The sequence below is a fragment of the Oceanospirillum sediminis genome (genome assembly GCF_014164585.1).
Taxonomy (GTDB): Bacteria; Pseudomonadota; Gammaproteobacteria; order Pseudomonadales; family Halomonadaceae; genus Oceanospirillum; species Oceanospirillum sediminis.
The window spans coordinates 12,834-29,744 of the sequence record NZ_JACJFM010000030.1 but is presented as its reverse complement, the minus strand read 5'-3'; the positions used below and the strand labels follow the sequence as shown (position 1 = coordinate 29,744).

Sequence of the window (16,911 nt, the reverse complement as noted above, 5' to 3'; positions counted from 1 at the left end):
CTCTGACTCCCTCTTTATGTTGCTCTGGAAAACATACATTTCGGAGCAGCAATATCATTCAATACTGGAATATATAATGACGCTGAACGAATTTATTGAGCAGATTGGCCAGAATAGCAGCCTGGATTTTGAAGATACGATGTCGGTTATCAGCCAGTACTACGACTATACGCCTTCAGGTTTTCAGAATGGGGAGCTGTTTAACGAAGCCGGTCAGAATGAAGGCAGTTGCAAGATTTTTGCGTTTGCTGCTCTGAATAAACTATCTGAAACTCAGACTCTGGCTTGCTTTGGTCGTTTTTATCAGGACGTTCTGAACACTCCAGAAGGATCTGATCACGGCAATATCAGAAACTTTATGTCTACGGGCTGGCAGGGAATTAAATTTGATTGTACTGTCTTAGCCACAAAAGCCTGATTCTCTTGCTTCTGACTGATCTGTCAGAATGCACACCATATCAGAAGCGCTTCAAAGGAAACAGTTCCTTCCAGATCTGTTTCCAACTGTATCCCGTTTGCTTTACCTCCTGTTATCAAACCATTTTTTGCTTATGCAATATTTCCTGATTTGACAGTTCATTGAGTAGAATAAATAATAAGAACAATTATCATGAACTGAGTAACCCTTTATGCTGAAAGAAGTTTTTTTGGGAATAGATAACTTCACACTATATGATTTAATACAGAACCAACGTTTTGGTGTCGAATATCAGCCTATTGTAGAGTTAAGTACAGGCGAAATAGCAGCATGGGAAGGCCTGGCTCGCTTTTATGACTCAGATGATAATCCTCTCAGGCCAGATCTGGTGTTTGAAGCGCTTCATGCTGATGAACTCAGTCTGTTTAATATTGAATATCAGATGAAATGGCTACAGCTCACATCAGCCCCTGAGGGCGATACTCTTTTTCTGAACATTGATCCCCACGCTTTTGCTTTATTTGGCAGTGACGAAAGAAATCCGTTGCTGGAATTACTGAAAGGTAAACCCAATCTGGTTGTTGAAATTATAGAAAATACTGATGCCAGTGATGCCATCTATAGCAGTGGCATGGGCAAGGCATATCGTGAACATGGTTTAAAAATTGCCCTGGATGATATTGGCGCTCCGGACAGTATGCTTTCATTCGATATTCTGCTGAGCGTTGACTTCCTGAAACTGGATCGTTCCTGGATTAAAAATCAGAACAAAGAAAACTATGAACATTTACTGAATGCGCTATGTCAGTTTGCTAAGGCCAGCAATAAAAAGCTGATTCTGGAAGGTGTTGAGCGTGAAGAAGATCTGCTGTTTGCCCGGCAGCTTGGTGTTGATTATATCCAGGGCTTTTTGTATCGGGAGCAGTTTATCTCTTATAAAAGCTGATATTCAGTTCATCTTCCAGCCTGGCAGTATTGATATCATCTGATATCAATACTGCATGTGCAGATCATTTTTTCAGGTGCTTATTTATCAAGTGATATTTCAGTATCTCATCTCAGGAAAATACTGCAGCCTTTTGCTTTTCCATTGTCTCCAGTTCAGTAATCAGGACTTCTTTACTATCAATTCCATCTTTATAGCGGCTTACCAATTCTCTGAATCTTTGCATGCTTTCTGATAAAGCGGCTTCCTCTCCATGATGATCAGAGTTCAACATTTGCTCAATCATCGCATAAACAGCCTGCTTCGAAGTCACACTTTCCAGCCTTTGGTGAGCTTCCTTAGAGATTTTAGCGGTATCTGAAGATCTGTCATAAGTGGTTTCTGCACTGTCTGCCAATACCTCGAAGTGTTCAAGCAGCACATTCAGTTTACTGCTGACACGACTGTTTAGCTGCTGGCTGATTTCTGCTGCCCTGGATATTTCCTCAATTCTGCGGTCTAACACATCAACCACGTCGCTGACTTCAATTGCTGTTGATTTTGTTTTTTCTGCCAGATTTTTCACCTCATCTGCAACAACAGAAAAACCTCTCCCGGCATCTCCGGCACGGGCCGCTTCTACTGAAGCGTTTAATGCCAGAAGGTTTGTCTGGTCCGCAATGGCTGTAATGAGATTCATCGCCTGATTGACTTCCTGAGCTGCGGCATTGAGGCTTGTCACTCTATTTTGCAGTTCTGCTGTTTCAGTCTCCGATTTTTCCAGCTGCTCAGCCATACTCTGCACTTCTGCCTGACTATGGCGTGATAGTGCCAGATTTTTTTCAGCCATCTGGCTGAACGCACTGATATCTCTTTCAATATCAGATAAGTTCTTAACCGATTGGAAAAGATCTCGCCGGATAGACGACAGGTTAAGCTGATGCATCATATGAGCCAGTTCATTCTGGCGGGTAAAGCCAACATTCTCCCGAATAGCATGAATCGCATCATTAATAGAGTTGAGGGATTCTGAAAAGTCTCCGGGTAATCCGGTTCCTCTGGCGATTCGACTGAAATCATTATTATTCACCCGATCAAAACATAACCGTACTTCCTTAAAGTACGTCTCAGAAAAGTCCAGAAACTCATTCACAGCCCAGGCCAGTTGTGCGGCCTGTTTAAGCTCATTTGTTCTGACAACCCGGTGGTGTAACTCACCCTTTCTGGCCAGTGTCAGAACTTTATGTACCTCATTCAGGGTCAGATCCAGCGGTAATATACTCCGGTACATCTGAAAGAGACTGCAAAGAAAAACAGCAGACAAAGCCGCTAATTCAGAGGTCAGCTGCTCCCGAATAAATGCGACCAACAGTATCATAGCGAGAAAAAACAGGGCCAGACCAATAAGGGACTTAACCGGGGATATTGTATTATTCATCCGTTTTACCTGCCTGGAGACTTATTACCAGCTCCTCATAGGTCATTTCCCTGTTATTCAGCAGCTGATCAAGATAGTCCAGAGAATGTCTGGCTGCATTAGCTCCTGTATATCTGGCTTCGATCTCTCTCATTGTCTGATATACAGGCTCAATATGTTTGATTGCCAGTTTTCCCGGACAACGCCGGACAGAGAAGTACCCTTGTGTATTGCCATATACATCCTTATCAGGTGTAATATTGGCGAAAACCCAGTAATACTGGCCATCTCTGGTTAGGTTTTTCACAAAGCCAAAAAACTCCTTTCCAGCTTTCAATTCCTGCCATAGAAATTTAAAAACGCCCTTTGGCATATCCGGATGTCTGATCAGATTATGAGGCTGGCTCAGCAGCTCTTCCTCAGAAAAGCCTGCAATAGACATAAACGTCCGGTTAGCGTAGGTAATTCTGCCTTTAAGGTCTGTTTTTGAGATAATCAGGTCATCACGACCCAGGTGTACTTCTTCGGAATGGGGGAAATCACAGGCCAGCATTATAATTCTTCCTATTTGAGCAGGCTGAAGATTTCAATAATGCTACGAAAGGATGAATTTTGAATGATTCAGGTCAAGCTAATACCTGAAAAGTCTGTATGGATAAAAAGTCAAGGATGGCATTTAACATGGGAGATGACTTCTGAGCCTGTCTGATACAGGCTCAGTAACGCCACATACGCACCGTCAGAGTCAGTCTGTCTTAGGTGGCTGGGCATCAAACTTCAGGCCATTATCGCCCTTGCTATCTGGCCCCATAAGGTAGAGATAAGTTGGCATAATCTCTTCGGGAGTGCGCAGAGTCGCGGGATTTTCTCCAGGATAAGCCAGCTGTCGCATCCCCGTTCTTGTTGCTCCCGGATTGATACTGTTTACCCTGACACTGGACAGATTTTCCTGTTCATCTGCCAGAATTTCCACCAGGCCTTCTGTGGCAAACTTAGAAATACTATAAGCTCCCCAGAATGCACGCCCTTTTCTCCCTACGCTGGAAGAGGTAAATAGCAAACGGGCATCCCGTGATTCTTGTAATAAGGACAGCAGCGCCTGAGTCATCAGCAATGCAGAATTAAAATTAACCTGCATAACCTGTTCCCATTGTTGCGGATTGTATGCATCAACGGGTGTCAGCGATCCCAGAATACCTGCGTTGTGCAGCAGTCCATCCAGACGACCGAACTCTTTTACCAGCAGCTCGGCCATTTCGCCATAGTCTTTATAGGTCGCTGTCTCGAAGTTAATCGGGAAGATAGCGGGTTGTGCACCGCCAGCTTCCTCAATCTCATCGTAAACTTCTTCCAGTTTCTTTATTGTTCTGCCAACCAGAATAACTGTTGCTCCATGCGCAGCGTAAGCTTTTGCAGCAGCCCGGCCTATACCGTCACTGGCACCGGTTACCATAATAATACGGTCTTTCAGCAGATCTTTCGGTGCCTGATAATCAATTTTACACAGCATTCTAATCCCCTTTCCCTCTGAATAATCCGATTATTTAGTATCAGCTCTGGTATCGGGTCGGGTCATCTGTCCCCGCGTCCTCAAAACCTTTTGCACGCAGTCGACAGCTATCACAGCGACCACATGCCTGCCCGTGATTATCAGCCTGATAACAGGAAACTGTCAGGCTGTAATCAACTCCGACGGTCAGTCCAGCCTGAATAATCTCTGCTTTAGTCAAAGATATCAATGGAGTCTGAATACTCAAGGTATGGCCCTCAATACCAGCTTTAGTCGCCAGATTTGCCATTTTTTCATAGGCATCAATAAATTCAGGCCGACAGTCCGGATAACCCGAGTAATCAACCGCATTCACACCAATAAAAATTTCTGAGGCTCCGAGAACTTCAGCCCAGCCTAATGCCAAAGATAAAAACACGGTATTTCTGGCCGGAACATAAGTGACGGGAATGCCTTCAGTTTCTTCTTCTGGTACGTCGATATTATTATCTGTTAACGCAGAACCACCAAAATCATTGAGGCTCAGTCTGACGACTTTATGTTCAATAGCACCATGAGCTTTAGCGACAGCTCTTGCTGCATTGAGTTCAGAAATCTGTCTCTGCCCATAGTCAAAACTCAGGGCATAGCATTCATATCCCTGAGCATTTGCCATCGCTAACACCGTTGCAGAATCCAGCCCCCCGGAAACAAGCACAACCGCTTTTTTCTTATCAGTCATTATTTATTATAACCTGTAATACTATCTGTCAGACCGGAAAATCTTAATGCCCTGGTTCATCATCCCAGAGCAGTTTATGCAGTTGCTGCTGAAAACGAACCTGTAATTTATCTTCCAGAATCCAGTTCGCCAGTTCAACGGGTTTCAGTTGTTTATGGCTCGGAGAAAAAAGAATCTCATTCACTTTATGAGCTAAGCCAAGTTCTTCCATTTTAAAACGGGCCCATTCATAATCATTTCTGTCGCAAATAACAAACTTAATCTGGTCATCTGGCTTTAGGTAGTCAATATTCTGCCAGCGGTTTTTTCCCAGTTCTCCGGACGCTGGCGTCTTGATATCCAGCACAACACTGACCCGGCTATCTGCCGGAGAGATATCCATTGCACCGCCTGTTTCAACAGAAACCTGATAACCTTCATCGCACAAACGAGTCAGCAGTTCATAACAGTTTTTCTGTGCCAGAGGTTCCCCTCCGCTCACAGTGACATATTGCGCACCGTATTCTGCCGTTTTTGCGAGAATATCATCTATACCAACGGTTTCTCCACCGGAGAAAGCATAGCTGGTATCGCAATAAACACAGCGCATCGGACATCCTGTCAAACGAATAAAAACTGTTGGTAATCCGACAGTTCTTGTCTCTCCTTGTAGCGAGCAGAATATTTCAGTGATTCGAAGAGTAGATTCAGACATTCCGGCCATTCTGTAAAAAATAAACGGCGCATTGTAACTGAAAGCGCCGCTTATCCATAGTTTTTTACCTGGCGATAGCCGGAAAGATTATAAGAAAGTCATTGTTCCAGATAGTTTGCAGCTAACTTAGCGGCTGTAGTATCAGGGTAAGTTTTTATCACCAGGCCCATCTGGGTTTTAGCTTTATCTTCCTGACCTGTTCTTGCGTAAATCAGACCCAGTTTATAGCTGGCATCCGGTACTTTTCGACTCAGAGGGAAGCTGTTGACGACGGTACTGAACACCTGCTCTGCTTGCTGTAGCTGCTTCTTCACCAGATACAACTCGCCCAGCCAGTAATATGCATTCGGCACCAGCGTCGAATCCTGATAAGTCGTGATAAAGCCTCGATAAGATTCAATGGCTTTATCAAACTGCTTGGTTTTCACCAGAGCATAAGCGCTCTGATAAGCTTCTTTTGCTGATACCTGTGATGATGAGGACTGAGCTGATGCAGGTGCTTCAGCCGCTACTGTCTGATCCTGAGTATCATTGCTGGCTGTAGTGGTAACCTGAGCCACTGAAACCGGAGTCTGAGCAGGCCCATTCACCGCCGGAGGAAGATTAACAGCGGCAGGTGCAACAGGTCGTTTCCTGAGAACCGTTATTTCACGACTGATATCCGATAATCTTCGATCAGCATCAAGATAGCGATCCCGACTATCACGCTGTAACTGATTAATCAGTTGGGCTTGTTGTTCAACATGATCTCTCAGCATTTGCACTTCGCGCTGCAACTGTTGCACCTGGAAAAGCAACTGAGAGCTGACATCTGGAGTTGATCTGGCCGAACCGGAATCAGCGCCCAATGGCGCAATATTCTGTCCTGCCAGATCTGCTGCATTCACAGATAATGATACTGCCAGAACAGGCAGCATCAGTATCTGTTTACGGAAAGGGATATACATCCTGCCCTCATCCGAACTTAGTATTTAACAACAACGCGACGATTTTCAGACCATGCCTCACGGTTATGGCCAATTACCGCCGGACTCTCTTCACCAAAGCTAACCACTTCCAGGCGGGAAGCGCTGATACCCTTCAGCTGCAGGTAGCTCATTACTGAGTTACCACGACGCTCACCCAGCGCCTGGTTGTATTCACGAGTACCGCGCTCATCTGCATGACCTTCCAGAATTACTGTAACAGAAGGGTTAGCCAGCAGATATTCGGCATGCTGATCCAGAATATCGCGTGAATCGGCACGGATATCTGACTTGTCAAAATCAAAGTATAAAGTATTTACAGCAGGCATAGCAGCGGCATCTGAACCACTACCCATTTGATCCTGTCCAAGTCCCTGACCATTAACAGAGCTGTCACCGCCGGCACCATCACTGGTTACAACCGGAGTAACATCACTACCACCAGTCATACCACCATTCTGATCAGTAGTAGCGGCATTACCACCACAACCCGCCAGAACGGCCAGTGTTGCACCAAAGAATAGAGTCTTGCTGTATTTTTTTAATTCCATATCAGGCTCCTGAAGCGATGGGGACTCAATTTTTTATTTAATGTATTAGCTATCTAATTCAAAAAGGGTGACCAGGCCGGCTCGCGCACATCACCCAGCTGCGAAGGAAGGCGATAACGCACCTGACCATCAATAGATACGGCTCCGAGATAGCCACTCCTACCCTCTTGCGTAGCATAAATTAACATACTTCCATTGGGAGAAACACTAGGAGACTCATCTAATGGCGTTTGTGTCAGAATTCGCATACGATTCGTGCTAAGTTCCTGTGCAGCAATGTGAAAAATCCCATCTTTCTGATGCACAAAATAGATCTCTTTGCCATCCGGAGAGTATCTTGCGCGGGCATTGTAATTGCCATCGAAGGTAAGACGCTTTTCTTCACCTGTTTCCAGATTCATTTCATAAATCTGTGGCCCACCTGCACGGCTTGATGTAAAGAGCATACGTTTACCATCTGATGACCACTCAGCTTCTGTCTCGATACTGTAATGGCGGGTCAGGCGTCTGACTTTGTTGGTTTGCAGGTTGATTTCGTATAGCTCGGGATTGCCGTCCTTTGATAAGGTAACCACCAGTTTATTGCCATCCGGGGACCAGCTTGGAGCGCCATTCAAGCCTTTAAAGGCTGTCAGCTGGCGTCTCTTGCCGGTATATACATTCTGCAGATAAATACCTGGTCGCCCTTTTTCAAAGGAGACATAAGCCAGATATTTAGCATCCGGAGACCAGGATGGAGACAACAGAGGTTGTTGAGATGTCAGAATCGTTTTCTCACGGCGACCATCGGCATCAGATACTTTCAGCTGATATCTGGTTTTACCATTGCTTTGTCTATCCGCTGTAATATAAGCAATCTTAGTAGAGAAAGCGCCTCGTAAACCGGTCAGCTCCTCAAAAATCTTATCGCTGATATAGTGTGCCCTTGAGCGCAGCTCATCTTGCGTTCCTTTGATAATCTCGCCCAGTACCCGAGCCTGGCGCACGACATCATAAAGCTCATAACGGATACTCAGAACTGTCGGATCAGACGTTGGTTTTACCTGACCAATCAACAGATATTCCTGTTTCAGCAGGGACCAGTCACGGAAAAAAATCTCTTTTCGTTCGCTGGGCAGACTCAGCATTTCAGTTCTTGCCAGAGGCTTGATCAGCCCACTTCTTTCAAGGTCATCTGAAACAATCCGGGCAATATCTTCCTGTAACGCAGCGTTACCCTGCCAGGAAAAAGGAACAATCGCGACCGGAGTTGCTTTGTCGTTTCCCTGGGTGATCTCAATTGTCAGTTCAGCGATCGCTTGCTGCACTGAGAGCAGCATCACCACTACTGCCATAATCCATTGACGGACTATCATTGTTAAATATCCTCTGGTTTAAACAACAGGTTAAACTCTTTGAATGCGTCCCTTTGATGAGGCTTCAGATCAATCAGTTCTCTGAATGGTCCTGCTTTATGAACTGCCTGTACAGCAGAACGATCAAATGCTGTATTACCGCTACCTCTGACAACCTGAACATCTTCGACTTCACCTGTGGGCAATAGTCTTATTCGCAAAAGAGCCTGCATCCCCGGTCTTGTTGTTGGTGGGCGAGACCAGCTTTGCTCTACATAGGTCTTAATCAAGGCTTGCATTGATCCCTGACGTTCCTGGTCTTCTAACTCCTGTAAGAAGGCTTCTTCTTTAGCCAGAGCATCCTCAAATGCCCGGCGTTCAGCAGCCTCTCTGGCCTGTTTTGCAGCCAGTTCTGCTGCTTGCTTACGTGCTGCTTCCGCTTTGCGGGCGGCTTCTCTCTTACGAGCTTCTTCTGCCTTACGAGTAGCTTCTTTCTTACGGGCTTCTTCCGCCTTTCGAGCGGCCTCAGCTTTTTCGGCTGCCTCTTTCTTTTTGGCTTCTTCTGCTTTCAGGAGTTCCTGTTTCTTTAGCTGAGCCAGACGTTCTGCTTCTGCTTTTTTCTTGCGTGCTTCTTCAGCTTTGCGAGCTTCTTCGGCTTTTTTGCGCGCTTGTTCTTTCTTGCGTGCTTCTTCAGCTTTCCGGATTTCTTCTTGCTTTATTCGCTCTTCTTCCTGACGTTTTTTAATCAGTGCCTGTTTGCGGGCTTCTTCTTTCTTACGTGCAGCCTCAAGCTGCTTTTTCTTTGCCTGTTCGGCCTGTTTTCTGGCCTCTTCCTGTTGTTTCTTTAGTGCAGCAATAGGGTCATGGTTGACCGCTGTCGCATTAATAACCTCACTGGGTTTTATTCTCGCCACTCGTTTTTCTGAAACTGTCTGTGACTGCTGCCATCCGAAGAACAGCAGGAATGCCAGTAAAGCATGGCAAACAAGTGCAATCAGAAACGGAAGCAGAAGCCCGCTTTTCTGGTTAGACATAATCCAATTATTCTTCCGGCGGTTCCGATAGCAGCCCGATATTTTTCGCGCCAGCCTGTTGTAAAACACTCATCAGAGAGACAACTGCCCCATAACTGACGTTTTTATCTCCGCGCACCAGAATCTGAATTTGCGGATTCTGCCCGGTAATTTTTGTTACCTGACTCTGTAATGTATCCAGAGCAACAGGCTCCTCTTTATCAGGCCCCAGCTCAATAAAGTATTCCCCGGTTTTCTTGATCGAAACGATCAGAGGCAGATCATCTTCTTTAACGTCAATAGGAGCAGAAACGGCCTCAGGCAGGTCGACTTTTACCCCCTGCGTCAGAATAGGTGCGGTCACCATAAAAATAACCAGTAGCACCAGCATAACATCGATGTAAGGAACAACATTGATCTCTGCAACCAGGTTGCGAGGCTTTCGATAGCGATACCCGGCCATAAATCAGCTCACATTCTGGCTATGCACATTGCGGTGCAAAATACTGGAAAACTCATCTGCGAAAGTTTCATAACGAACCATTAACAGTTCTGTCTTCGCGGAATAACGGTTGTAGGCAATAACGGCCGGGATAGCAGCAAACAGCCCCATAGCGGTTGCAATCAGAGCTTCTGATATTGAAGGTGCCACAACAGCCAGTGTGGCTTGCTGAACATGGGCCAGATCCCGAAAAGAGTTCATAATCCCCCATACTGTGCCAAATAAGCCGATGTACGGGCTGGTGGAACCAATTGTAGCCAGTAATGGCAAATGCTCTGTCAGGCGTTCTTCTTCTCGGGCAAGTGCAACACGCATCGCTCTTTGCACACCTTCCATGACGGCATCAGATTCCATGTTGCCTTTCTGTCTCAGACGAGAAAACTCTTTAAAACCGGCCCGGAAAATGTTTTCAGCACCTCCACCCTGGCCATCTTCTGACACCTCCTGATATAAACGCGTCAGATCCATGCCAGACCAGAATTTATCTTCAAACTGCTCCAGATTACGCCGGGCTCTGCCTGTTACGGATGCTCTCTGCATAATAAACATCCAGGATACAATAGAGGCCAGCACTAACGATGCCATAACCAGCTGAACAACGACGCTGGCATGAACAATCAGGCCCAGTAACGATAGTTTGTCTTCCACGGAAGTTCCTCAAATCTCTTTAATTTTCATCTGAAGCAGAAAGCTATTGTTATAAAAAAAAATTTCACTCTGATGCAAGCATTATGACCTTAATCATGAAAAAAGTTCACTTAAAAAATCATCACACTGTCAGAGATGTCAGTTTTTCCTGCATCTGAGCCGGAATCTGACAAGGTTTCATCGTATCTGCATTGACACAGGCCACTTTGACCTCTGCCGTACTCAGTAGCAGATCATCACAGGTGATTTGCTGCTGAAAGATAAGATAACTACGGGCCATCTTTATGATGTTCAGGCTAACGATCAGCTTATCATCCAGACGAGCAGGACGACGATAACTGACATTGATATTACTCACAACAAAGATGGTATTTTCTTCGTTTCTGAGTGTTTCCTGACTGAAGCCTGCCGCACGTAAAGCTTCAGTACGTGCCCGTTCATAGAATTTCAGGTAATTCGCGTAATACACTACTCCGCCAGCATCGGTATCCTCATAGTAAACACGAACTGGCCAGTTGAATGAAAACTCTTTACACATATTTTTCATTTCCAGGGCAGGTAGTCACTGCAATCCGTTATCCATAGTAAACATAAATTTCAGGCCGATTCAGGATAGTCAGACTTCATCCGGCATCGCCATGTTAAAGTGCAGATAAGCCTGCTGAGTCACCACACGGCCACGAGGAGTGCGCATGACAAAGCCCTGCTGAATCAGATAAGGTTCCAGCACATCTTCAATGGTATCCCTTTCTTCGCCAATAGCGGCAGAAAGGTTGTCAACGCCTACAGGCCCACCACCGAATTTCTCAATCATAGCCAGTAGCAGACGTCGATCATTATGATCAAAGCCATGAGTATCCACATTCAGCATATTCAGAGCCTGATCAGCAATCTCTCCAGTGATTACCCCATCCCCTTTTACCTGAGCATAATCTCTGACCCGGCGTAATAAACGATTGGCAATTCGAGGCGTACCTCTGGAGCGACGAGCAATTTCCATAGCGCCGTGCGGTTCAATATCTATATTCAGTAAACCAGCTGAACGGGATACGATGTAACTGAGATCATCGGTATTGTAAAACTCCAGTCGCTGCACAATACCAAAACGATCACGCAGAGGTGAGGTCAGTAATCCGGCACGTGTTGTGGCTCCCACCAGGGTAAAAGGAGGCAGATCTATCTTAATAGAACGCGCCGCCGGACCTTCGCCAATCATGATATCCAGTTGATAATCTTCCATAGCCGGATACAGGACTTCTTCGACAGCCGCGCTCATCCGATGGATTTCATCAATAAAAAGCACATCACCTTCTTCCAGGTTGGTCAGTAACGCAGCGACATCCCCTGCCTTCTCAAGTACAGGTCCGGAAGTGCTCTTGATTGCCACCCCCATCTCTGACGCGATAATATTAGCCAGAGTGGTCTTCCCCAGTCCCGGAGGACCAAATACCAGGGTATGATCCAGAGCATCACCACGATTCCTGGCCGCAGAGATAAAGATCTCCATCTGTTTTCTGACTTCGGGCTGACCGATATAATCGGCCAGGTACTCGGGTCTCATTGCCCTGTCGTGGTTATCTTCCCGCTCTTTACTGACTGCGGAAACCAGTCGATCTGCTTCTATCATGTTTTATGTCTCAGTACACCGGCATCAGAATACTGTATATTAAACCATGCCTTTCAGGGCAAGACGAATCAGTTCTTCTGTCGCCAGCTCCGCACTGAATACACTATTGATGGCTTTGCTTGCCTGCTGAGGCTTGTAACCCAGAGCGATCAGCGCCTGTTCCGCTTCCACTCGATTATCCGCAGTACTCGCTTCTGGAGTAGTCGCGTCAGAATCGCTCATGGTCAGCACAAAATCTTCCGGAGCATTATTCCAGTCTTTTAATCGATCCTTCATTTCGATCAGCAGACGTTCAGCGGTTTTTTTACCAACACCAGGCAGTTTTACCAGGGCATTGGTATCACCATCATGGACACAACGAACAAACTGAGATGCCTCTATCCCGGATAGAATAGTCAATGCCAGCTTAGGACCAACACCGTTGACTTTAATCAGGTCACGAAACAGCCGACGCTCATTACGATCAGCAAATCCGTATAGCAATTGCGCATCTTCACGTACAACAAAATGAGTAAACAGAGTCGCTTCTTCGCCGATACCAGGTAGCTTGTAGAAGGTGTTCATGGGGGCTTCCAGTTCATAACCCACACCATTCACATCCAGTAATAGTTGCGGAGGTATTTTTTCCAGCACTACACCACGTAAACGACCAATCATAGTAACTCTCTGATTATTCAGGATAATTAAAGGCATATCCTGACACGAAATTCATCGAGTTTGAACCGGAAACGCTCTCTGATTCGTAATTTCTGGTTATTTCCTGTCAATAGTATGTTCTGCTTGAGGATCTGTTAAGTGATCGCTGCAACATATTCATAAAATCCAGCAGACGAGCGGCGGAATTCAGTCTTTTGTACGTTCGGGTGCAATACTTACCGAATCAACCATCCGGTTGATTACCATCATGCCTCCAATGAGTTGCAATATTTCCCGTAATCTTCCACAGAACATTCGGGATAACGCTATGCTGCCTGAGATTCATACCATCATTTATGCTTCAGACCTTGGCGAAGGCAGTCGCCCCGCTTTCCGGACTGCCGTTCAACAGGCTATTAAACATCATGCCCGAATTATCTACCTCCATGTGGTGGAGCATTCAACAGAGATTATTGAAGAAGTGATGGATGAGTATCTGCCTCAGCAGGTTAATAAAAAGCATGCTGAGCAGATTATGCAAACCCGGAAAAAGCGTATTGAACAGAGGATTCACGATTTCCTTGCTGTTGAACTGGGTGAACAGATTCATCAGCTTCCTTTTTCTCCCGAAGTCCGGGTCATTGAAGGTCAGCCTGATCGTGTCGTCCTGAAAACTGCTGAACTCTGCCAGGCCGACCTGATTGTGATGGGGGATCGAGAAAGCTCGGGGTTGTCGAGAATATTCCTGGGTTCAACGGTTCAGAAAGTAGTTCATCACAGCGATATCCCGGTATTGATCGTACCTTTACGCAAAAAGTCCGGTTAACCACGGCTGACACTGTCTGCATAGCGGTGCATTTTTATCCGGGGTAATGCGCCGTTTCTATGATCAGGAGAGGCTCTGCCCGGCCACTCTCCCACCCCGAACAACAATAACAACCAGAGATATTAATCCACGGAGGATTAAAACCCATGAAAAAACCTGCATTTCAGCGTCTTTCTATGACACTTCTGGCAGCAGCAATATCGGCAGTATCCGCTCAGTCCAGCGCTTATAATCTGGTCGATGAAGATGGCAGCAAACTGGATCTGAATATCGAAGCGATTGCCGGTACCTTCAACAGTCAGGAAGGTTATGCCACGGCTCCCAGTGGAGAGCAGAATAAGAAATATAACTGGCAGGAAGGCTATATTAAGGCAGGCCTGACCGGTGAGAAGAGTTTACAGGATAGTACTCTATACGGCGGTATCAGTGTTGTGGGATCGGGTACCTGGGGTGACGGTGATGCCGGTGGTTTTACCACTGGCGATGAGCGTGAACTGGATATAGAAGATCTTTATATTGGTCTGCGCAAAGGTGCTTTTGATCTGTCTGTTGGCCGACAGAATTTTGTGCTGGGTGATGGTTTCCTTATTAACGGTGATGCTCTGAGCTTTGGTAAAGGCTTTAACGATGTCATACCAGAAATCCCTGATTTTAACCGGGGTGGAGCCTACTGGTTAGCACCCAGAAAGTCATTTAAGAATACCGCTGTTCTGCGTATTGAAGGTGACAATGGGTTACGTTCAGATCTATTCTGGCTGCAATCCGGTAATCCAGCTCAGGCCAGTGTAGAGCTGGCTGGTATTAATATTGAACGTGCCAGCGACGTGGGCACTTTTGGCATCAGTTATATTCAGGGCACCGATGTTGATAAAGCTGAAGCAGAGTTTCTGGCTTACACCCATCGTGATGGACAGAAAAATCTCAGCCTGCGTTATCAGGGTAATGCCGGGGTAGAAGACCTGTTCTTATCTGCTGAATTTGTGGCTCAGGAACAGGGTGATGATACCCGTAAAGATGGCAATGGATATTATGCTGAGGCGGGATGGACTTTTAGTCAGGCTAACTGGTCACCTGCAGTCACTTACCGTTTCAGCCGCTTCGAAGAAGGTTTTGATCCTCTGCTGTTTGGTTTCAACAGAGGCTACGGTACCTGGTTCCAGGGTGAAGTAGCGGCTAACTACGCCGGTCCATTCAGCTCTCATAATGATGTCCATCATCTGGCTCTTAAAGCTGCGCCGATGGAAACTCTGAGCCTGGGAGCGCTTTATTTTGATTTCCAGGACACCAATGGTGACGGCAGCAATGATGGTAAAGAGCTGGATCTGTATGCTGAATGGGTGGTTAACGACAATCTGATAATCAGTCCGCTCCTGGGTATGTATACCCCTGACTCCAGCACCAGTCTGCAAGGTAATACTGATACCAACACTTACTTCCAGATGATGGCTATCGTGCTGTACTGATCAGCCACTATTCATCCGACAGACCAACAAAAAAACAGATCAGGCCTGCAAACGGACTGCGGGCCACGGAGAGAAAGATGCACACTGAATTTTCACTGATGATCAACGGCGAAAAAGTTGCCGGACAAGCAGGCAGTTTTTCTGTTATTAACCCGGCAACAGAGGACAGCATATACCAGTGCCCTTTGTCGTCTGTTGAGCAGGTTGATCAGGCTGTCGCCGCTGCGTCTGAAGCATTTAAAAGCTGGCAGCACACCCCGGATGAAGTACGTAAAGCATCACTGCATCGTATTGCAGATCGCATTGAGGCTAATGCTCAGGAGCTGGCAGAGATTATCGTAACAGAACAGGGGAAACCGATGTTTCTGGCTCTGGCTGAAGTCGGTGGTGCTGTTGCATGGACCCGTTATACCGCCGATCTGGATATTCCGGTTGAGACCATCGAAGACAGCGAAGAAAAGCGGATTGAACAACACCATAAACCACTGGGGGTTATTGGCTCAATTACACCATGGAACTGGCCACTGATGATCGCCATCTGGCACATAATGCCAGCGCTTCGGGCCGGTAATACGGTGGTTTGCAAACCTTCTGGGTTTACGCCATTAAATACACTGCGTCTGGTTGAGCTTATGAATGAAGAGCTACCAGCGGGTGTAATCAACGTTGTTACCGGTGAAGGCGAAATCGGTCAGGCGATCAGCGGTCACCCGGACATCCGTAAAGTGGTCTTTACCGGTTCGACGCCAACGGGGCAAAAGATTATGCAGAATGCATCTGGCAATCTGAAGCGTCTGACGCTGGAGCTGGGAGGAAACGATGCTGCCATCGTACTGCCAGATGCCAACCCGGAACAAATTGCAGAAGCGATTTTCCAGACTGCATTTCTGAACATGGGGCAAACCTGTGCAGCTCTGAAGCGCCTTTACGTACACGATGACATTTACGATGCCCTTAGTGAAGCTCTGGCTGAAAAAGCACGTAGCCAGGTAGTGGGCAACGGCATGGAAGAGAGTACAACATTTGGTCCGATTCAGAATCAGAACCAGTTCAATCTGGTTTGCGATCTGGTTGATGATGCCCGCAACCAGGGAGCGACTATTCTGACAGGCGGTGAGCCATGCTCAGACAAAGGCTATTTTTATCCGCCAACTATTGTGACAAATATCAGCGATGGCGCTCGTCTGGTTGATGAGGAACAGTTCGGTCCCGTACTACCTGTCATTCGCTATAGCGATATTGAAGATGCTATTCAAAGAGCTAATAACTGCCCTGTTGGGCTTGGAGGCTCGGTATGGTCATCCGATCCGAATACCGCCAGTAAGATTGCCCAACGCCTGGAATGTGGTACCGCCTGGGTAAACAATCACGCAGAAGTTCTGCCTCATGCACCATTCGGTGGCTGTAAGATGTCCGGTTTTGGTGTGGAGTTTGGTCTGGCCGGGTTGCTGGAATACACACAGCCCCAGACTCTGAATATTGCAAAGTAATCCTGTTAAAACGTCCGAAAACACCTGTATTGTAAGGAGGTGAACCGCTTCTCAACCTGCCATTCATTGTTTATGAGTTTCTGTTCTTCATGGTAAGAACTTCGGGTCTGTCGCTTGCAGGCCCTTTTTTAAATCTCTCTGCAATGCGGGCGCCCTTGTCGAAAGATAATA

At 46.4% G+C, this 16,911-nt stretch carries 19 protein-coding genes; 5 read left to right on the top strand and 14 right to left on the bottom strand.

All coding sequences use genetic code 11. The features are described 5' to 3' along the window. Window positions 1-76 precede the first annotated feature (76 nt). Both H4O21_RS18245 and H4O21_RS18240 read left to right on the top strand, forming a co-directional pair. Window positions 77-418: a HopJ type III effector protein gene (locus tag H4O21_RS18245; RefSeq protein WP_182810321.1), complete on the top strand. Its 342-nt coding sequence runs from the start codon at window positions 77-79 to the stop codon at window positions 416-418. Window positions 419-629: 211 nt separating this feature from the next. Then, window positions 630-1,364: an EAL domain-containing protein gene (locus H4O21_RS18240; protein ID WP_220495728.1), complete on the top strand. Its 735-nt coding sequence runs from the start codon at window positions 630-632 to the stop codon at window positions 1,362-1,364. A 112-nt stretch (window positions 1,365-1,476) separates the two neighbouring features. Here the strand turns inward: H4O21_RS18240 and H4O21_RS18235 are convergent, their stop codons facing one another. From H4O21_RS18235 to ruvA, 14 genes are all read right to left on the bottom strand, one after another. Then, window positions 1,477-2,781, bottom strand: a complete 1,305-nt coding sequence (locus tag H4O21_RS18235) for a methyl-accepting chemotaxis protein (RefSeq protein WP_182810319.1) — start codon at window positions 2,779-2,781, stop codon at window positions 1,477-1,479. After that, window positions 2,774-3,313, bottom strand: coding sequence for a PAS domain-containing protein (locus H4O21_RS18230; RefSeq protein ID WP_182810318.1), 540 nt, complete (start codon window positions 3,311-3,313; stop codon window positions 2,774-2,776). The genes H4O21_RS18235 and H4O21_RS18230 overlap by 8 nt, the downstream gene beginning before the upstream one ends. 192 nt (window positions 3,314-3,505) lie before the next feature. Further along, the gene (locus H4O21_RS18225; RefSeq protein WP_182810317.1) at window positions 3,506-4,270 is read right to left on the bottom strand and encodes a YciK family oxidoreductase; all 765 of its coding nucleotides are present in this window, start codon (window positions 4,268-4,270) and stop codon (window positions 3,506-3,508) included. Window positions 4,271-4,310: 40 nt separating this feature from the next. Then, entirely contained in the window at window positions 4,311-4,991 is a 681-nt protein-coding gene (gene queC, locus H4O21_RS18220) for a 7-cyano-7-deazaguanine synthase QueC (RefSeq protein WP_182810316.1), read from the bottom strand. Between the two features lie 43 nt (window positions 4,992-5,034). Beyond that, window positions 5,035-5,685 carry a 7-carboxy-7-deazaguanine synthase QueE gene (queE, locus tag H4O21_RS18215; RefSeq protein WP_182810315.1) on the bottom strand — a complete coding sequence of 217 codons (651 nt, stop codon included), beginning with the start codon at window positions 5,683-5,685 and terminating at the stop codon, window positions 5,035-5,037. A gap of 98 nt (window positions 5,686-5,783) precedes the next feature. After that, complete coding sequence (gene ybgF, locus H4O21_RS18210) at window positions 5,784-6,632, bottom strand: tol-pal system protein YbgF (RefSeq protein WP_182810314.1); 849 nt, start codon at window positions 6,630-6,632, stop codon at window positions 5,784-5,786. A gap of 17 nt (window positions 6,633-6,649) precedes the next feature. Next, a complete protein-coding gene (pal, locus tag H4O21_RS18205) occupies window positions 6,650-7,201 on the bottom strand; it encodes a peptidoglycan-associated lipoprotein Pal (RefSeq protein WP_182810313.1) in 552 nt (183 codons plus the stop codon). Between the two features lie 53 nt (window positions 7,202-7,254). Beyond that, window positions 7,255-8,556, bottom strand: coding sequence for a Tol-Pal system beta propeller repeat protein TolB (gene tolB / locus H4O21_RS18200; protein ID WP_182810312.1), 1,302 nt, complete (start codon window positions 8,554-8,556; stop codon window positions 7,255-7,257). Window positions 8,557-8,558: 2 nt separating this feature from the next. Beyond that, the gene (tolA, locus tag H4O21_RS18195; RefSeq protein ID WP_182810311.1) at window positions 8,559-9,569 is read right to left on the bottom strand and encodes a cell envelope integrity protein TolA; all 1,011 of its coding nucleotides are present in this window, start codon (window positions 9,567-9,569) and stop codon (window positions 8,559-8,561) included. A gap of 7 nt (window positions 9,570-9,576) precedes the next feature. Next, complete coding sequence (tolR, locus tag H4O21_RS18190) at window positions 9,577-10,011, bottom strand: protein TolR (protein WP_182810310.1); 435 nt, start codon at window positions 10,009-10,011, stop codon at window positions 9,577-9,579. Between the two features lie 3 nt (window positions 10,012-10,014). Next, a complete protein-coding gene (tolQ, locus tag H4O21_RS18185; protein ID WP_182810309.1) occupies window positions 10,015-10,698 on the bottom strand; it encodes a protein TolQ in 684 nt (227 codons plus the stop codon). A gap of 121 nt (window positions 10,699-10,819) precedes the next feature. Further along, entirely contained in the window at window positions 10,820-11,236 is a 417-nt protein-coding gene (ybgC, locus tag H4O21_RS18180; RefSeq protein WP_182810308.1) for a tol-pal system-associated acyl-CoA thioesterase, read from the bottom strand. A 78-nt stretch (window positions 11,237-11,314) separates the two neighbouring features. Further along, window positions 11,315-12,325: a Holliday junction branch migration DNA helicase RuvB gene (gene ruvB / locus H4O21_RS18175; protein ID WP_182810307.1), complete on the bottom strand. Its 1,011-nt coding sequence runs from the start codon at window positions 12,323-12,325 to the stop codon at window positions 11,315-11,317. A gap of 39 nt (window positions 12,326-12,364) precedes the next feature. Continuing rightward, window positions 12,365-12,982 (bottom strand): Holliday junction branch migration protein RuvA, encoded by a 618-nt coding sequence (gene ruvA / locus H4O21_RS18170; RefSeq protein ID WP_182810347.1) that lies wholly within the window; start codon window positions 12,980-12,982, stop codon window positions 12,365-12,367. A 247-nt stretch (window positions 12,983-13,229) separates the two neighbouring features. Here ruvA and H4O21_RS18165 point away from each other — a divergent pair, with 247 nt between their 5' ends. From H4O21_RS18165 to H4O21_RS18155, 3 genes are all read left to right on the top strand, one after another. Further along, the gene (locus H4O21_RS18165; RefSeq protein ID WP_255487366.1) at window positions 13,230-13,787 is read left to right on the top strand and encodes a universal stress protein; all 558 of its coding nucleotides are present in this window, start codon (window positions 13,230-13,232) and stop codon (window positions 13,785-13,787) included. A gap of 146 nt (window positions 13,788-13,933) precedes the next feature. Then, entirely contained in the window at window positions 13,934-15,250 is a 1,317-nt protein-coding gene (locus H4O21_RS18160) for an alginate export family protein (protein ID WP_182810306.1), read from the top strand. A 77-nt stretch (window positions 15,251-15,327) separates the two neighbouring features. Next, a complete protein-coding gene (locus H4O21_RS18155; protein WP_182810305.1) occupies window positions 15,328-16,740 on the top strand; it encodes an aldehyde dehydrogenase family protein in 1,413 nt (470 codons plus the stop codon). Window positions 16,741-16,911 lie beyond the last annotated feature (171 nt).